This window comes from Rhodobacter sp. SGA-6-6 (genome assembly GCF_011043545.1).
Classification (GTDB): domain Bacteria; phylum Pseudomonadota; class Alphaproteobacteria; order Rhodobacterales; family Rhodobacteraceae; genus Pseudogemmobacter.
The window spans coordinates 113,859-129,296 of sequence record NZ_JAAKGP010000004.1 but is presented as its reverse complement, the minus strand read 5'-3'; the positions used below and the strand labels follow the sequence as shown (position 1 = coordinate 129,296).

Here is a 15,438-nt window from a genome sequence, read left to right as displayed (position 1 = left end):
GGCCTCGCTCACCGGCCGGCCTTCGCCATGGGCAGCGGTGCGTCGGTCTTCAGATGCACCACCCGCTGCGGATAGGGCATCTCGATCCCGGCCTCCTTCAGGGTGTTCCAGACGCAGAACAGCACCTTCGAGCGGTAGTCGTCGGTCAGGTCCTCGATCCCGGCGACCCAGTATTCCACCTCGAAGTCGATGCCGCTCTCGCCGAAGCCGCACAGCTCGCAGGAGGGCGGGGCGGGCTCGGCCAGGACGAAGGGCAGCTTCGCCACCGCCGTCTCGATCAGTTCGGGCAGGCGGTTGATGTCGGTGTCGTAGCTGACGCTGAAGGCGGCGGAATAGCGGTGCTCCTTGCCGGCATCGGAAAAGTTCACCACCCGCGAGACGATGAAATTGTCGTTCGGCACCACGATCCAGCGGCCGTCGATGGTTTCCAGCACGCAGGCGCGGGCGGTCATCTTGACGATGGTGCCCTGCTCGCCGCCGTCCAGTTCCACGTAGTCGCCGACCGTGGTCTGCCCCTCCAGCAGCAGGATGATGCCCGAGACGAAGTTGGCCGCAATCTGCTGCAGGCCGAGACCGATGCCGACGCCGAGCGCGCCGCCGAGGACGGCGACGGCGGTCAGGTCGATGCCCATGATCGACATCAAGAGCAGGAAGGCCGCGCCGAAGATCGCCACCTCGGCGGTCTTGCGGGCCAGTTCGCGGGTGGCCGGGCGCAGCTCCTCCTGCGCGCGGATGTATTCGGCGGATTGCCGGTTGGACCAGCCGCCCAGCCAGAACAGCACCGCACCGGCGATGCCGCCGCGGATCAGGGCGAGGACGGAGAAGCGGATGTTGCCGAGGCTGACCTGCGCCTCGTCCAGCCAGGCGGTCACGTCGTCGAGGATGCCGAGCGCGTGCAGCGCCGCCACCGGCAGCAGCACATAGCGGCCGAGCAGGTTCAGGAACCGCTCGGTCAGCACGTCGCGCACCAGGGCGCGGGCGGCGAGGAACAGGAACACCCGCTTGCCGAAGGCGATCACCTCTCCGCTGCCGAAGGTGGCCCGCGTCAGCCCCTCGCCCGCCGCGGTCAGGCCGTAGGCCAGGAGCGGCAGGATCAGCGGCAGGAAGCGCAGGGAGAAGCGGCGGGCGGTGGCGACGGCGCCGGTCGCGCCGGGCTGCGGGCTCAGGACCGGCTCCACCATCGGGATCAGCCGGCGGGTCAGCAGCAGGGCGGCGACGTAGGCGGCGGCCAGCAGGGCGAATTGCGACCAGGCGGCCGGAGAGGACAGCCAGCCCATGGCCTGATCCCAGATCCAGTTCAGCCATTCCACCAGTTTTTCCGGGAAGGCGGGTTGCCCCTGCATCCTGATCCTCCTCCTTGCCGCGTTTTCGCCGCTTTGCGGAACCCCTCTGCCAAGGAATGTCCCGCGGCACAAGACAGAGCGACGGCCGGCCCTTGTTGTCGTGGGGGCGGGCGGGAACAGGCGAGGCACTGCCTCGCCCCGCCCGTGCGGGACATGTCGCCCGGAAACATTGGGCACGCGAAACCCCGAGAGGCCAGCGCCCGACCCGGCGGGCGAGAAGCGCCCGCCGAGGGCGGGGCGGGCGCTGGCCGGGCCATTGAGGCCCGGCCGGACAAGGAGAAGCGGTGCGCGGTGGCGAAGGCACGCGCCTTCGCCAAGGAGATCGGGCGGGAAAATACTGGATGCCGATGACCTACCCCGCGGCGCGGTCCGCGCCCCAGTTGGCGTCCTGCATCTCGCGCAGGCGGCTGACGGTGCGCTCGAACTCGAACGACCCGGTGCCTTCCAGATACAACCGCTCGGGCGCGTCGGCGGCGGAGCAGATCAGCCGGACCTTCGCCTCATAGAGTGCGTCGATCAGGGTGACGAAGCGCTTCGCCTCGTTGTAGTTGGCGGCCGAAAGCTGCGGGATGTCCTCCAGAATCAGCACCCGGCAGGCCTGGGCGATGGCGAGATAGTCGCCGGGGCCCAGAGGGCGGGCGCAGAGGTCCCAGAAGCTGGCGCGGCCAACGCCGCTGGCAAAGCGGGGCAGCTCGACCTCGCGGCCGTTCACCGGCAAGAGCAGGGGCTCCCCGGGGGCGCCGCCGGTCAGGTCGTCCCAGATCGCGGCGATGCGGCCGCGGGCGGTGCCGGCGGGGTGGAAATAGACCTGCGCCCCCTGCAGCCGGTGCCGGCGGTAGTCGGTGGGGCTTTCCAGCTCCACCACCTGCAGCCTTTCGCGCAAGAGGGCGATGAAGGGCAGGAACAGCGCCCGGTTCAGCCCGTTCAGATACAGGTCCTCGGGCGGGCGGTTCGAGGTGGTGACGACCACCACCCCCGCCGCGAACAGCTTTTCGAACAGCCGGCCGACGATCATCGCATCGGTGATGTCGGTGATCTGCATCTCGTCGAAGGCCAGCAGGCGGATGTCGCGGGTGATCCGCTCGGCCACCGGGGCCAGCGCGTCCTCCACCCCCTGCTTGCGGGCCTCGTGCATCCCGCGGTGGATCTCCTGCATGAAGGCGTGGAAATGCACCCGGCGCTTGGCGGCGATGGCGGTGGCCTCGGTGAACAGGTCCATCAGCATGGACTTGCCGCGTCCGACGCCGCCCCAGAGATAGAGCCCCGGCGGCGGCATCGGCGGTCGGGCGAAGAGGCCGGCGAAAAGGCCGACCTTGCGGGTGGCGTTCTGCTCCAGCCAGGCCCGCAGGCCCTCCAGCACCGGCAGCACCTGATGCTGCGCCGGATCGGCGCGCAGGCTGCCCTCGGCCACCCGGGCCTCGTATATCTCGGTCAGTGTCTTCCGCATACCGTTGCATACCGCGACTGCCGCCGCAGGGAAAGCCCGGGGGGAAGGGAAGGCGGGACGGCGGGCGGCACGGCGGCTCCTGTCGGCGGATGGCGCAGGAGACCACGGGCGCGCGCCGCCGCAAAGCCGGATGCGCCACGAAACCGCGGGAAATCCGACGGCGGCTAACGAAATCTCAAGCAATCGCCCGCAGGCTGCCCGGCGAAACCATTCCAGCCGAGGGTCCGATGCAACGCCTCCTTTCCCTGAGCCTCGCGGCAAAGCTCTCGCTGATGAGCCTTGCCCTCTTCGTCGCCGTCGGTGCGGTGGGCGTCATCGTGGCCGACCGGGCCATGCAGTCCATGCTGGACCGGGACCTGAAGGCGGCGATGCTGACCGCAGCCCGCGTCTCGGCGCATGACGTGGCAGCGGCCTTCCCGGAGATGAGCTTCACGGTGGACGCAAGCGGCGAGGTCGGCGAGGTCACCTGGGACGCCATCCCCGATTTCGCCGACCACGGCCTTGCCGACCGCGCCACGCTCCAGACCGGGGCCTATGTCTCGATCCTGCGCTGGGATGCGGCGCGGAACGATTTCGTCCGGGTGACCACCAGCCTGCAGGACGAAAACGGCAGGCGGCAGGTCGGCCTGCCCTTGGGCCTGGACCACCCCGCGCGCGAGTCGATCCTGGCCGGCCGGCCCTTCGTCGGCCGGGCCGAGATGTTCGGCACCCCGTTCTCGATGGACATGCGGCCGGTCAAGACCCGCGCCGGGCAGGTGGCGGGCATCCTGGGCACCTTCGTCCCCGAGGAGGTGCAGCGGCAGCAGCTGGTCACGGGGCGGACCATGATCGGCGTGGCACTGGCGATGGTGTCGCTGGCCGGGATGGTGCTGCTCGGCCTCGGCAACCGGATGCTGCTGAAGCCGCTGGGCGGGTTGCAGCAGGCGATGGACCGGGTGCGCGACGGCCGGCTGGAGGGCGAAATTCCCGCCACCGGCCGCCAGGACGAACTCGGCGGCTTTGCCCGCGGCATCGCGGCCTGGCGCGATTCGGTGCTGGAGACGCAGGCGCTGGCCGAACAGGACCGCCTGCGCGAGGAGGAACAGGATCGCGTGGTGGCTGAGCTGACCCGCGCGCTGGCCCGTCTGGCGGCGCTGGACCTGACGGTTGCCATCGACAGCCCGCCCGGCAACCCCTTCCCCGAGCGCTACCAGGAGCTGCGGCAGAACTTCAACGGGGTGGTGAAGACGCTGGCCGACACCATCGAGATGATCCGCCGCACCGCGCAATCCATCGACAGCGGCGCGACCGAGTTCAACACCATCGCCCAGGACATGTCGAACCGGACCGAGACCCAGGCGGCGACGCTGGAACAGACCGCGGCGGCGCTGGACGAGATGACGGCCTCGGTCCAGTCCACCGCCGCCAATGCCGCCGATGCCGACAAGGCGATGGGCGAAAGCGGCCGCCAGGCGCAGGAGGGCGGGCAGGTGGTGCGCCGGGCGATCTCGGCGATGGAGGCGATCGAGCAATCCTCGCGCCAGATCACCCGGATCACCGACGTGATCGACGACATCGCCTTCCAGACCAATCTGCTGGCGCTGAACGCGGGGGTGGAGGCCGCGCGGGCCGGCGATGCCGGCAAGGGCTTCGCCGTGGTCGCCTCGGAGGTGCGGTCGCTGGCGCAGCGGGCCTCGGAATCGGCCAAGGAGATCAAGCGGCTGATCAGCCAGTCGACCGATCAGGTCGAGACCGGCTCGGCGCTGGTCCATGCCACCGGGCAGGCGCTGGACGAGATGATCGCGCGGATCGGCAATGTGACCACGCTGATCGCCGACATCGCCAATTCGGCGCGCGAACAGTCGCTGGGGCTGAGCGAGATCAACAGCGGGGTGAAGCAGCTGGACGAGGTGACGCAGCGCAATGCGGCGGTGGTGGTGCAGTCCACCACCTCGGCCGAGGCGCTGCACGACGACGCGCAACGGCTGGCCGAGGGCCTGTCGCAGTTCCGGCTGGCGGCGGGGCAGGTGGTGCCGATGGCGGTGCGGGCAGCGGCGCCGGTGACGGCCGAGCCGGTGGCAATGCGGCGGACCGGCACCGACGGCGGCGCGCTGGCGCAATGGGAGGATTTCTGATTCTCCGCCGTGCGGGAGGGGGGGACAGGTTCATCCTTCTCCCGCGAAGCGAAATCCTTCAAGCTTGAAACTTCTCGCTTGCAAAGCGCGGCGGCGGCGGCAAGATGGCGGCATGGATCATCTTCTTGTCGAAGCGCAGGACGGCTGGGTGCGGCTGGTGCTGAACCGGCCCGAGGCGAAGAATGCGCTGAACACCGCGCTTCTGGGCGGGCTGGCGGCGGTGCTGGACCGGCTGGCCGCGGACGCGGGCTGCCGGGCGGTGCTGCTCTGCGGGGCCGAGGGCAATTTCGCCGCCGGCGCCGATATCGACGAGATCGAGCACAAGACCGCCGCCGAGGGCGCCGCCGACCCGCGCAAGGCGCATTGGGCGGCGATCCGCGCCTTCCCCAAGCCCCTGGTGGCGGCGGTGGACGGTTTCGCGCTCGGCGGCGGGCTGGAGCTGGCGCTGATGGCCGACCTCCTGTTGGCCGGGCCGACGGCGCGGATGGGCTTGCCGGAAACCAACCTGGGCCTGATCCCCGGCGCCGGCGGCGGCCAGCGGCTGATGGCGCGGATCGGCCCGGCCCGGGCGGCGCGGATGGTGCTGACCGGCGAGATCATCGACGCGCCCACCGCCTTCGGCTGGGGGCTGGCGAGCCATCTGGCGGAAGGCCCGGCGGCGGAAGAGGGCGCGGCGCTGGCGGCGAAGCTGGCCGCAAGGGCGCCGCTGGCGCTGGCCGCGGCCAAGCGCGCGCTGGTCGAAGGGGCCGAGGGCGCGCTGGCGCTGGCGACGGAGCGCGACGGCTTCGAGGCGCTGCTGGACAGCGCGGACAAGGCGGAAGGCATCCGCGCCTTCCGCGAGAAACGCCGGCCGGTCTACCGTGGGCGCTAAGGAGAGGCCCGGCCGCGCTTTCTGCTGTTCCGCGGGGCGAGGGGGCAAGCCATGGCGCTGTTCCGTGCGTCGGCCCCGGCTTCACGCTTTCTTCGCCTCGGCCCCGGGTCGAACCTTCCTGTCCCTTCCTCCCGATCGCATCGCGGGGATCACTTCTTCCCGGGCGTGTGCAGATCGACGGGCATCCTCGCCTCCCTCGCCGCCGCCGCTACCGCCGTTGCCGTCATTGCCGGGTGCGTGCAGATCGAAGCCCTGCCGGATGCCGCGCTATCCCGACGCGGGTCGGAAGGTCGGAATCGGGGGCTACCCCCGCCCCGCCCGCAATGTATCGCGGGGGCACAGCCCGTAGCGGCTGCGGTAGGCCTCGGCGAAGCGGCCGAAGTGGCTGAAGCCCCAGCGGAGGGCGATTTCGGTGACGCTGCCGCGGCCGGAGAGCAGGTCGTCATGGGCGCGGGTCAGGCGGCGGTCGCGCCAGAACGCCAAGGGCGTGGTGCCGCGGTGGTCGCGGAACGCCAGTTGCAGCGCGCGCGGGCTGACGCCGGCGGCGGCGGCCATGTCCTCGAGCGTCAGGGGCCGGTCGAGATGGGCCTCGACATAAGCCTCGGCCAGCCGCAGGTGGCGCGGGCGGGGGGCGTCCCGGTGGCGGCCGAGTTGCGCGGCGTGGTCGTGCGGTGCGGCTTCCAGCAGGCCCGACAGGATGGTGCTTTCGGCCTGCCGCGCCATCAGGCCGGCGCCGATGGGCGGGGCGCCGGCATCGGCCTCGCCCACCATCCACAGCACCAGCCGGCGCAGCGCGGCGCCCGGTCCGGCGGTCAGGTCCAGCGGCCCGGCGAAGGTCAGCGGCCGGTCGGAGGGGCCGCCGAGCTGCGCGGCCAGATGGTCCTGCATGGCGCGGCGGGAAATCTGGATCAGCACCTGCCGCGTGCCCTGCTCCCAGACCATGTCGGTCGGCAGATGCGGGTTCAGCACGGCGGCGCGGCCGGGGTCCGAGAGGTAGAGGCTGCGGCCGTTGCGGATCTCCGCCCCTCCCGACAGCGGGATCTGCACCAGGTAGAAATGCCCCAGTTCCCCCGGCGCGATCCGCGTCCGGGCGCCGTATTCGATGTAGTTCAGCGACAGCCGCTCTCCGGCCAGATGGTGGTGGCGGGCGTCGAAACCGGGGCTCAGCGCGTCGAGCCGGTGCGGGCAGAAGATGCGGGCCACGCGGTCGCGCGCCTCGTCCAGCGCGCGGGTCTGGAACAGGACATGCGCCCCGAGGGGGTGGATCGCGTGCGGCATCGGGTCCCTTGCCCTTGCTGGCTTGGCAAAAGCGTAACATCAAATGCAGCTTCGATGCGACGAAGCGTCACGATTTTTTCGTTTTGCGGATAGTCGCTGCGGCGGGCGGATAGCGCCGGCGGCCGAAAGGCGCAGGATTTCCTTCAAATTCAAAACGACAGGAGGGGTCATGCGGGGATTGTCCGGCAAGGTGGCGATCATGCCCGGAGGGGCGACGAAGATCGGCCAGGCGGTGGTGAAGGCGTTCCGGGAGGCCGGGACACGGGTGATGGTGGCCGATATCGACGAATCGGGGGAGGCGCTGGCCGGGGAGGGCGTGGCCTTCCGCCGCTGCGACATCACCGACGATGCGGCGGTGGCGGCTTTGGTGGCCGATACGGTGGCGGCGTTCGGCCGGGTCGACTTCCTGGTGAACGTCGCCTGCACCTATCTGGACAACGGCGCGGAGACGACCCGGGCCGACTGGCTGCGGGCGCTGGATGTGAACATCGTCGGCTCGGTCATGCTGATGCAGGCGGCGCGGGCGGAGCTGGCGAAGAACCGCGGCGCCATCGTCAACTTCGGCTCGATCTCGGCCCGCGTGGCGCAGACCGGGCGGTGGGTCTATCCGGTTTCCAAGGCGGCGATCCTGCAGCTGACGCGCAACCAGGCGATGGACCTGGCGGCGGAGGGCATCCGGGTCAACGCCGTCTCGCCCGGCTGGACCTGGAGCAACATCATGGACCAGCTGACCGGCGGCAACCGCGCCAAGACCGATGGCGTGGCGGCGCCGTTCCACCTGCTGGGCCGGGTCGGCAACCCCGAGGAAGTGGCCGCGGCGGTGCTGTTCCTGTGCTCGGACGAGGCCAGCTTCATAACCGGAACCGATATCCGGGTGGACGGCGGCTACACGGCGATGGGACCGGAACAGGCGGTTCCGGCGATCCCGAAACTGATGGAATGAGGGGATGGACATGCGGAAATTCACGATTATCGGCGGCGGGCAGTCGGGGCTGATGGTGGCCATCGGGCTGGTGAAGGCCGGCCACAGGGTGCGGGTGGTGCAGAACCGCACCGGCGAGGAGATCGCCAGCGGCAAGGTCCTGTCCAGCCAGTGCATGTTCTCGAACGCCGTGCAGCACGAGCGGGACCTGGGGATCGACTTCTGGTCGGACGAATGCCCGCCGGTGCAGGGGATCAATTTCATCGTGCCGAACCCGGATGGGTCGGGCACCAAGCTGATCGACTGGACCGGCAAGCTGGACCGCCATGCCTATGCGGTGGACCAGCGGGTGAAGATGCCGCGCTGGCTGGACGAATTCGTCAAGCTGGGGGGCGAGCTGGTGATCGCCGATGCCGGGGTGGAGGAGCTGGAGTCCTATGCGGCCGAGGACGATCTGGTCGTTGTCGCCTCCGGCAAGGGCGAGGTCGGGCGGCTGTTCGCGCGGGATGCGGAGAAATCGCCCTACGACAAGCCGCAAAGGGCGCTGGCGCTGACCTATGTGACGGGGATGACCCCGCGCCAGCCGCATTCGGCGGTGGAGTTCAACCTGATCCCGGGCGTCGGCGAATATTTCGTCTTCCCTTCGCTGACCACCACCGGGCCTTGCGAGATCATGGTTCTGGAGGGCATTCCCGGCGGGCCGATGGACTGCTGGGCCGAGGTGAAGTCGCCGGAGGAGCATCTGGAGAAATCGCTGTGGATCCTGAAGACCTTCCTGCCCTGGGAATATGAACGCTCTAAGGACTGCCAGCTGACCGATCCGAACGGCATCCTCGCCGGCCGTTTCGCGCCGACGGTGCGGCATCCGGTGGCCACGCTGCCCTCGGGGCGGCAGGTGCTGGGGCTGGGGGATGCGGTCTGCCTGAACGATCCGATCACCGGGCAGGGATCGAACAATGCCTCGAAGGCGGCGGCGGTCTATCTGAAGCGCATCCTGGACCACGGCGACCGGCCCTTCGACCGGGACTTCATGCAGGGCACCTTCGACGCCTATTGGGACTATGCCCAATGGGTGGTGCGCTGGACCAACATGATGCTGCAGCCGCCGCCGCCCTTCATCCTTGAAATCATGGGCACCGCCTGCGCCGAGCCGCGGCTGGCGCATCGGATGGCGAACGGCTTCGACGATCCGCGCGACTTCTTCCCCTGGTTCGCCGATCCGGGCGAGGCTTCGGCCTATCTGTCCAGCCTGAAGGCGGCCTGAGATGTCCTGCGTCGATGCGGCGGCCTTCCGCGCCGCCATGGCGCGGTTTCCCGGCGCGGTGACCATCGTCACCGCCCGGGACGGGGCCGAGCGGCGGGGCATCACCGCCACCGCCGTCTGTTCCGTCAGCGCCGAGCCGCCCAGCCTGCTGGTCTGTCTGAACCGCCGCACCGGCACCTGCGCGGCGGTTCAGACCGGCGGACGCTTCGCCGTCAACCTGCTGGCGGGCGATGGCGGTGCGCTGGCGCTGGCCTTCGCCGGGGCGACCGGCGCCAGCGGCGAGGCCAAGTTCGCCAGCGGCGACTGGGGCGCGGATGCCTTCGGCCTGCCGCTGCTGGCGGATGCGGCGGTCGGTTTCTCCTGCGAGGTGGCCGAGGTGATCGAGGCCGGCAGCCATTGCGTCTTCATCGGCCATATCCTGGCGATCCGGCAGGGTTCCGGCCCGGCGCTGGTCTACGAACAGTCACGGTTCCACCGGCTGGCGCCGCTGGCGTAGCGGTCAGGAAAAGCCGATCATCGCCCGCCACAGGTCCACCCCGCCCTCGGTGGCGTGGCGGTCGATGGCGGCCAGTTCCTCGGTGGTGAAGCCGGGGGTCTTCACCGCGTCGAGCGAGTCGTCCAGCTGCTCCACCGTGCGCGCGCCGATCAGCGCCGAGGTGACGCGGGGATCGCGCAGGACCCAGGCGATGGCCATCTGGGCGAGGCTCTGGCCGCGCTGCTGCGCCAGGTCGTTCAGGGCGCGGACGCGGGCGAGGTTCTCTTCGGTCAGAAGCCGCGGGTCGAAGGAGCCGCCCCTTGCCGCCCGGGCGGCATCGGGCACGCCTTTCAGGTATTTCCCGGTCAGCAGCCCCTGCGCCAGCGGCGAGAAGGCGATGCAGCCGGTGCCGAGGTCGCCGAGCGTGTCCAGCAGCCCGTCCTCCACCCAGCGGTTCAGCATGGAATAGGAGGGCTGGTGGATCAGGAGCGGCACCCCCTCGGCAGCCAGGAGGCGATGCGCCTCGCGCGTGCGTTCCGGCCCGTAGGAGGAGATGCCTACATAGAGCGCCTTGCCCTGCCGCACCATCTGCACCAGCGCAGACATGGTTTCCTCCAGCGGCACGTCGGGCGTGGGGCGGTGGGAGTAGAAGATGTCCACATAGTCCAGCTTCATCCGCCGCAGGCTCTGGTCCAGCGAGGCCAGCAGGTGCTTGCGCGACCCGCCCTGCCCGTAGGGGCCGGGCCACATGTCCCAGCCGGCCTTGGTGGAGATCACCAGCTCGTCGCGGTGGCTTTGAAAATCCTTTTCAAGGATAATGCCGAAATTCTCTTCGGCCGAGCCGTAGGGCGGGCCGTAGTTGTTGGCCAGGTCGAAATGGGTGACGCCGCGGTCGAAGGCGCGGCGGAGGACGGCGCGGAAGGTCTCGAACACATCCGTGCCGCCGAAGTTCTGCCAGAGGCCGAGCGAGACCGGCGGCAGTTTCAGCCCGTGGCGGCCGCAGGGGCGGTAGGTGATGCCATCGTAGCGGTCGGGGGCGGCGAGATACATTGGGGGTCTCCTTCCGGGTCAGCCGAGGTCGGCGAAGAGGCCGTAGAGCCGCAGCGCCAGGTCGCGGGGAAGCGCTGCGGAGCCGGCGGCGTGCAGGCAATGGCAAAGCAGGCGATAGCCCTCGGGCGTGCGCATCGCCTGCGCGGCGCGCCTGCGGTGCCAGTCGCAGGCGGCAAGATGCAGCGCCTCGATCCCCGGCAGGGTGCGCAGGGCGGCGGTTTCCCGCGCCAGCGCCTCCTGCCAGACCAGGATGGCGCGGTTCTCCTGGGTGTTGAAGTTGCGCTCCACCCAATAGGCCAGGTCCAGCGCCTTGCCCTGCCGGTTCGCCAGCCCGCGGGCGGTCTTGACCAGGAAACTTTCCGCCGAGCGCAGGGAGTAATGGTTCAGCTCCACCACCGTCCGCCCCGGAGTCAGGCCGGGCAGCGAGATCGTCTCGTCCTTGGCGGCGAAGCTCTCCGGCAGCGGCTGGCCGGCGCCGTCGGCCCAGAGCGGCGGCGGGGCCGAGGGCCTGCGTTTCGGCCGGTGGACGCCGGGCTTCTGGAAGGCTTCGGGGCGGTAGAGCGTCTTGAAATGCCGCCCGGCGATGGGGTGATACAGCGCGGGCGGGGCGGAGCGCAGGAACTGCGCCGTCACCGGCTGGTCGGCGAAACCGACGATGCCATTGGCGCCGAACAGCCGCCAGGGCAGGGCGATGGCGGCGGTGCCGGACGGCATGGCGGCGATGGCGTCGGGCAGGCGGTGCGCGCCGGCATGGACCATGGGGAATTCGTCCATGTCGCTGAACAGCACCCAGTCGGCGGCCTCGGTCATCCGCTCCTTAGCCAGCCGCTGCAACGCCTGCCATTGCACGCTTTTTTCGGGCCGGGCCTGATGCGGGATGTGGCGCAGCAGGCCATGGTCCTGCAACCGGGCCAGCATCGCGTCCGACCCGTCCTCGCAATCGTTGGAGAAGACCACGAAGTCGGTCACGCCGATCAGCCGGTGATAGGCGATCCATTCCAGCAGGAACGGGCCCTCGTTCTTCTGGCAGGTGGCGGAGAGGATCTTCATCGGGGGCGGCGTTCCGCTGGGGTCTTCGCCCGGACCCTAGCCGCTGCGCCGCCGCCCGTCCATGCCGCCCCTTCAGGCGGCGCTGCGGCCGTAGAAGCCGATCTGTTCCTTGGCCGTCATCGTCACCCCGGGCCGGTCGTAGAAGGAGAAGATCGTCACCAGCCGCTCCACCTTGCCCTGCACCTGCACCACCCGATGCAGGGTATCGACGCCGCGGAAGACGTTCAGCGCGCCTTCCTTCAGCCTGACCTTGCGCAGAAGCGGGTCCTCGCCGCGCAGCGCGGCGGCGACGCCGGCGTAGTTCGGGTCCTCGGCGGTGCGCAGGTCCTTGCGGTATTCCAGCTCTCCCCCGGCCTCGGGCGCCTGCAACAGGATGGTGGTGGTGAATTCCGATCGGTCGAAGTGCCAGTTCAACGCCTCGCCCGCCCGGCTGGCCTGGATGTTCACCCGGGCCATCGGATCGTCCATCCGGTAGAGCGCGGGCTTGCCCATGGTGGCGGCGAGGAAATCGGCGAAGGGCTGCCATTCATACAGCGCGATCACCGGGTTGCCCACCAGCTGGTCGGCGCAGAGGGTGTGGTTCACCGTCTCCACCTTGGTCATGGCGGGATGGTCGTCGGTCAGCCCCTCCACCGTGTCGCGGAAATAGACGTTGTGGCTGCGGGCGTGGCGGTGGCTTGCGGTCGCCATCGCCGGGGCGGCCATCTCGGCGGCCTTGCGGGTGGCCTCGGGGCGCAGGAAGCCGGGCAGCTCGAACATGCCTTCGGCCGCCAGCCTCTCGCGGCAGCGGGCGACGAGGGCGGCGTAGTCGGGGCTGTCCGGGCGGTCCAGCGGGTAGAGGCCGAGGTCGACGATCTGTTTCATGGCGCGCTCCATGGTTTGGTTGCGGCCATGGTTGCGCTCCGGTGGCAAAGGTGCAAGCGGGGCAAATCTTTCCCTGACTCAGTATGGCTTAGCCAGCACTGGCTTGCAGCGCTTCCACCAGCCCGGCCAGATGCCGCTTGCGGGCACGAGCCTGGGGCCAGACCAGCCCGTAGGCATGGCCGAGCGGCAGGGCGACATCGGACAGCGCCACCAGCCGCCCGGCCGCCAGATCGTCCTGCGCCAGCAGCGCCTGACCAAGCGCCACCCCCAGCCCCTCGCGCGCCATGTCCAGCACCAGCGCCGAACTGCCGCCCTGGAAGCCCTGCGCCGGCGGCGGCGGGGGCGGGCCGGCCTTGGCGAACCAGGCGGGCCAGCCGGGCAGGCTGCCGAAATCCGGGCCCCAGCTGGTGTGCAGCAGGTCCTCGGCCGCCACCTGGGCCATGCCCTGCGCGGCGGGATTTCGGGCCAGCCAGTCCGGGCTGCACAAGGGCAGCACCCGGTCCTGCGCCAGCACCGCCCGGGCATGGTCGGGGTATTGCCCGGGGTCGTAGGCCAGCCGCAGGTCGATGTCGTGGCGGGCGAAATCCACCGGATCGGCCTCTACCCGCAGCTCGAAGCGGAAGCCGGGATGGGCGCGGGCATAGCCCGCCAGCCGGGGCAGCAGCCAGCGCTCGGCCAGCGAGCCGATGCAGCTGACGACCAGCCGCGCCCGCGCCCGCCGCAGCACCTGCTGCTCGGTGGTGTCCGAGATCATCTGCAGGGCGGCGCCGACGCCTTCATACAGCGCCTGCCCGGCATCGGTCAGCACCACGCGGTTGTTCAGCCGGGTGAAGACCTTCTTGCCGAGGAAGTCCTCCAGCCGCCGGACCTGCTGGCTGACCGCCGCCGGGGAAATCCCCAGCTCGGCCGCCGCCGCGACATAGCCGCCTCCGCGGGCGGCCGCCTCGAAGGCGCGCAGGGCGTTCAGCGGGGGCAGGGTCAGCGGGATGGCGGCGCCCCCCGGCGGTGGGTGGCGGCGACGCGGGCGACCTCTTCGTAGATGCCGGACAGCAGGTTCAGCACCTGCCGCGCCTCCTTCAGCCGCCCGGCGAAGCCCGGCACTTGTTCCACCGCGGCGATCAGCAGGCGGCGGCGCAGGGCGCCGTAATCCTCGGTCACCCGGCGGCCTTCTTCCGTCACCTCATAGGTCACGCCGGAGCGGCCCGAGCCCTTGCGGATCACCAGTCCGGCGCCGATCAGCTTGCGCAGGGAATACTGGATGTTCGGCACGTCGTCGCGGTTGGTCAGCCGGGCCAGGTCCTTGATGGTCTTCGGCCGGTCGTTCATGCGGATGATGTGCAGCATGGCGTTTTCCGGCCCCGTCGCCGCCAGGTCGCAGACCGAGGCCAGGCATTCCGACTGCCAGCGGCCGAATCCCTCGAAGGCCCGCATCAGGGCGAATTCCAGCTCTGTGGTGTCCACCTCGTCGGGGCTTTGCGCCAGATGCCAGCGATAGTCCAAAGGTGCGTCTATCGCATCCCTTTGATCTTCCGGTGCTTTCCCTGCCATGCCGTTTCCTTTCCGGGCCTTGCAGACTGCCGCTGCAAATCCGTTGACGCAACGGGATTTTAAGATAGAATTTCAAACATAAAATACCATCAAAACTGCAACAGGGACGACACCATGATACAGAACCGGATGCTGTCCGGCGGCTTCAAGCTGGGCACCTTCTCGACCAACTGCTCCTCGGGCATGACGCCCACGCAGGCGCCGGAGCGCTGGGTGAACAGCTGGGACAACAACCTGAAGCTGGCGAAGATGCTGGATGCCGCCGGCATCGACTTCATGCTGCCGATCGCGCGCTGGATCGGTTACGGCGGGCCGACCGATTTCCACGGCGGCGTGCTGGAGACGATGACCTGGGCGGCGGGTCTGCTGGCCTCGACCGAGAAGCTGACGGTCTTCGCCACCATCCACACCACGGCGAACCATCCGGTGGTGGTGGCCAAGCAGGTCGCCACGCTGGACCAGATCGGCCATGGCCGCGCCGGGCTGAACATCGTCGCCGGCTGGAACAAGCCGGAATACGAGGCGCTCGGGCTTTCGCTGCCCGACGACCACGAGACCCGCTACGGCTATGCGCAGGAATGGATCGACCTGATCCGCAAGATCTGGTCCTCGGACAAGCATTTCGACTGGGACGAGACCTATTTCAAGAACATCAAGGGCTTGAAGGGCGACCCGGCCCCGGTCCGCGGCGCGGTCCCGATCCTGAACGCGGCCGGGTCCCCGCAGGGCCGCGAATTCGCCACCGACAACGCCAATTTCCTGTTCACCCCGGCCATCGACCTTGGCCGGTCGAAGGAGGAGATCGCGGCGCTGAAGGCGCAGGCTTCGGCCAAGGGCAAGCAGGTGGGCGTGCTGACCTTCTCCCATGTCGTCTGCCGCCCGACCGAGCAGGAGGCGCGCGACTATGTGCATTACATCGTCGACGAGAATGCCGACTGGGAGGCGACCGACAACCTGATCCGGCTGCAGCTGGCCCATGCGCTGTCCTTCCCGCACGACCTCTTGAAGCAGATCCGCTTCGGCATGGCGCTCGGCCATGGCGGCTTCCCGCTGATCGGCACGCCGGACCAGGTGGCGGCGGGGATCATCTCGCTGCACGAGGCGGGATTTGCCGGGACGACGCTTTCCTTCGTGGATTACGTGAAGGAATTCCCGTATTTCGCCGATGAGGTCCTGCCGCGCCTGGCCAAGGCCGGCATCCGCTGAAAGGGC

Annotated in this window: 14 protein-coding genes; 6 read left to right on the top strand and 8 right to left on the bottom strand. The window is 69.6% G+C overall.

Features of this window, described 5'->3' with window-relative positions; translation table 11 throughout:
* Nucleotides 1-8: 8 nt before the first annotated feature.
* Nucleotides 9-1,343, bottom strand: a complete 1,335-nt coding sequence (locus tag G5B31_RS09605) for a mechanosensitive ion channel family protein (RefSeq protein WP_165016617.1) — start codon at nt 1,341-1,343, stop codon at nt 9-11.
* A 352-nt stretch (nt 1,344-1,695) separates the two neighbouring features.
* Entirely contained in the window at nt 1,696-2,790 is a 1,095-nt protein-coding gene (gene zapE, locus G5B31_RS09600) for a cell division protein ZapE (RefSeq protein ID WP_165016615.1), read from the bottom strand.
* 272 nt (nt 2,791-3,062) lie between these two features.
* Between zapE and G5B31_RS09595 the strand changes: the two genes are divergently transcribed.
* Together G5B31_RS09595 and G5B31_RS09590 are read left to right on the top strand one after the other, a co-directional pair.
* Nucleotides 3,063-4,904 carry a methyl-accepting chemotaxis protein gene (locus G5B31_RS09595; RefSeq protein WP_165016613.1) on the top strand — a complete coding sequence of 614 codons (1,842 nt, stop codon included), beginning with the start codon at nt 3,063-3,065 and terminating at the stop codon, nt 4,902-4,904.
* 112 nt (nt 4,905-5,016) lie between these two features.
* A complete protein-coding gene (locus G5B31_RS09590) occupies nt 5,017-5,775 on the top strand; it encodes an enoyl-CoA hydratase-related protein (protein ID WP_165016611.1) in 759 nt (252 codons plus the stop codon).
* Between the two features lie 303 nt (nt 5,776-6,078).
* Here G5B31_RS09590 and G5B31_RS09585 read toward each other — a convergent pair whose 3' ends face one another.
* Complete coding sequence (locus G5B31_RS09585) at nt 6,079-7,053, bottom strand: AraC family transcriptional regulator (protein WP_165016610.1); 975 nt, start codon at nt 7,051-7,053, stop codon at nt 6,079-6,081.
* 169 nt (nt 7,054-7,222) lie between these two features.
* On the opposite strand from G5B31_RS09585, the gene G5B31_RS09580 reads away from it, so the two are divergent.
* Genes G5B31_RS09580 through G5B31_RS09570 form a run of 3 tightly spaced genes read left to right on the top strand, consistent with a single transcriptional unit; the run spans nt 7,223 to nt 9,735 of the window.
* The gene (locus G5B31_RS09580; protein ID WP_165016608.1) at nt 7,223-7,996 is read left to right on the top strand and encodes an SDR family oxidoreductase; all 774 of its coding nucleotides are present in this window, start codon (nt 7,223-7,225) and stop codon (nt 7,994-7,996) included.
* Nucleotides 7,997-8,006: 10 nt separating this feature from the next.
* Complete coding sequence (locus G5B31_RS09575; protein ID WP_165016606.1) at nt 8,007-9,239, top strand: styrene monooxygenase/indole monooxygenase family protein; 1,233 nt, start codon at nt 8,007-8,009, stop codon at nt 9,237-9,239.
* Between the two features lies 1 nt (nt 9,240).
* Nucleotides 9,241-9,735, top strand: coding sequence for a flavin reductase family protein (locus G5B31_RS09570; RefSeq protein WP_205911869.1), 495 nt, complete (start codon nt 9,241-9,243; stop codon nt 9,733-9,735).
* Between the two features lie 3 nt (nt 9,736-9,738).
* Here G5B31_RS09570 and mgrA read toward each other — a convergent pair whose 3' ends face one another.
* The 5 genes from mgrA to G5B31_RS09545 all read right to left on the bottom strand — a co-directional run bounded on the left by mgrA (nt 9,739) and on the right by G5B31_RS09545 (nt 14,226).
* Nucleotides 9,739-10,764, bottom strand: coding sequence for an L-glyceraldehyde 3-phosphate reductase (mgrA, locus tag G5B31_RS09565; protein ID WP_165016604.1), 1,026 nt, complete (start codon nt 10,762-10,764; stop codon nt 9,739-9,741).
* An 18-nt stretch (nt 10,765-10,782) separates the two neighbouring features.
* A complete protein-coding gene (locus tag G5B31_RS09560) occupies nt 10,783-11,814 on the bottom strand; it encodes a glycosyltransferase family 2 protein (RefSeq protein ID WP_165016603.1) in 1,032 nt (343 codons plus the stop codon).
* A 72-nt stretch (nt 11,815-11,886) separates the two neighbouring features.
* Nucleotides 11,887-12,678: a 2OG-Fe(II) oxygenase gene (locus G5B31_RS09555; protein WP_165016601.1), complete on the bottom strand. Its 792-nt coding sequence runs from the start codon at nt 12,676-12,678 to the stop codon at nt 11,887-11,889.
* Between the two features lie 88 nt (nt 12,679-12,766).
* A complete protein-coding gene (locus tag G5B31_RS09550; RefSeq protein WP_276616146.1) occupies nt 12,767-13,636 on the bottom strand; it encodes a LysR substrate-binding domain-containing protein in 870 nt (289 codons plus the stop codon).
* Nucleotides 13,637-13,656: 20 nt separating this feature from the next.
* The gene (locus tag G5B31_RS09545) at nt 13,657-14,226 is read right to left on the bottom strand and encodes a winged helix DNA-binding protein (protein ID WP_165016597.1); all 570 of its coding nucleotides are present in this window, start codon (nt 14,224-14,226) and stop codon (nt 13,657-13,659) included.
* 114 nt (nt 14,227-14,340) lie between these two features.
* Between G5B31_RS09545 and G5B31_RS09540 the strand changes: the two genes are divergently transcribed.
* The gene (locus G5B31_RS09540; protein WP_165016594.1) at nt 14,341-15,432 is read left to right on the top strand and encodes an LLM class flavin-dependent oxidoreductase; all 1,092 of its coding nucleotides are present in this window, start codon (nt 14,341-14,343) and stop codon (nt 15,430-15,432) included.
* The last annotated feature ends 6 nt before the right edge of the window (nt 15,433-15,438 follow it).

Excerpts from the sequence above, each read along its gene's own strand:
- G5B31_RS09605 (WP_165016617.1), bottom strand. The coding sequence starts at position 1,343 with ATGCAGGGGCAACCCGCCTTCCCGGAAAAACTGGTGGAATGGCTGAAC.
- zapE (WP_165016615.1), bottom strand. The coding sequence starts at position 2,790 with ATGCGGAAGACACTGACCGAGATATACGAGGCCCGGGTGGCCGAGGGC.
- G5B31_RS09595 (WP_165016613.1), top strand. The coding sequence starts at position 3,063 with ATGAGCCTTGCCCTCTTCGTCGCCGTCGGTGCGGTGGGCGTCATCGTG.
- G5B31_RS09590 (WP_165016611.1), top strand. The coding sequence starts at position 5,017 with ATGGATCATCTTCTTGTCGAAGCGCAGGACGGCTGGGTGCGGCTGGTG.
- G5B31_RS09585 (WP_165016610.1), bottom strand. The coding sequence starts at position 7,053 with ATGCCGCACGCGATCCACCCCCTCGGGGCGCATGTCCTGTTCCAGACC.
- G5B31_RS09580 (WP_165016608.1), top strand. The coding sequence starts at position 7,223 with ATGCGGGGATTGTCCGGCAAGGTGGCGATCATGCCCGGAGGGGCGACG.
- G5B31_RS09575 (WP_165016606.1), top strand. The coding sequence starts at position 8,007 with ATGCGGAAATTCACGATTATCGGCGGCGGGCAGTCGGGGCTGATGGTG.
- G5B31_RS09570 (WP_205911869.1), top strand. The coding sequence starts at position 9,241 with ATGTCCTGCGTCGATGCGGCGGCCTTCCGCGCCGCCATGGCGCGGTTT.
- mgrA (WP_165016604.1), bottom strand. The coding sequence starts at position 10,764 with ATGTATCTCGCCGCCCCCGACCGCTACGATGGCATCACCTACCGCCCC.
- G5B31_RS09560 (WP_165016603.1), bottom strand. The coding sequence starts at position 11,814 with ATGAAGATCCTCTCCGCCACCTGCCAGAAGAACGAGGGCCCGTTCCTG.
- G5B31_RS09555 (WP_165016601.1), bottom strand. The coding sequence starts at position 12,678 with ATGAAACAGATCGTCGACCTCGGCCTCTACCCGCTGGACCGCCCGGAC.
- G5B31_RS09545 (WP_165016597.1), bottom strand. The coding sequence starts at position 14,226 with ATGGCAGGGAAAGCACCGGAAGATCAAAGGGATGCGATAGACGCACCT.
- G5B31_RS09540 (WP_165016594.1), top strand. The coding sequence starts at position 14,341 with ATGATACAGAACCGGATGCTGTCCGGCGGCTTCAAGCTGGGCACCTTC.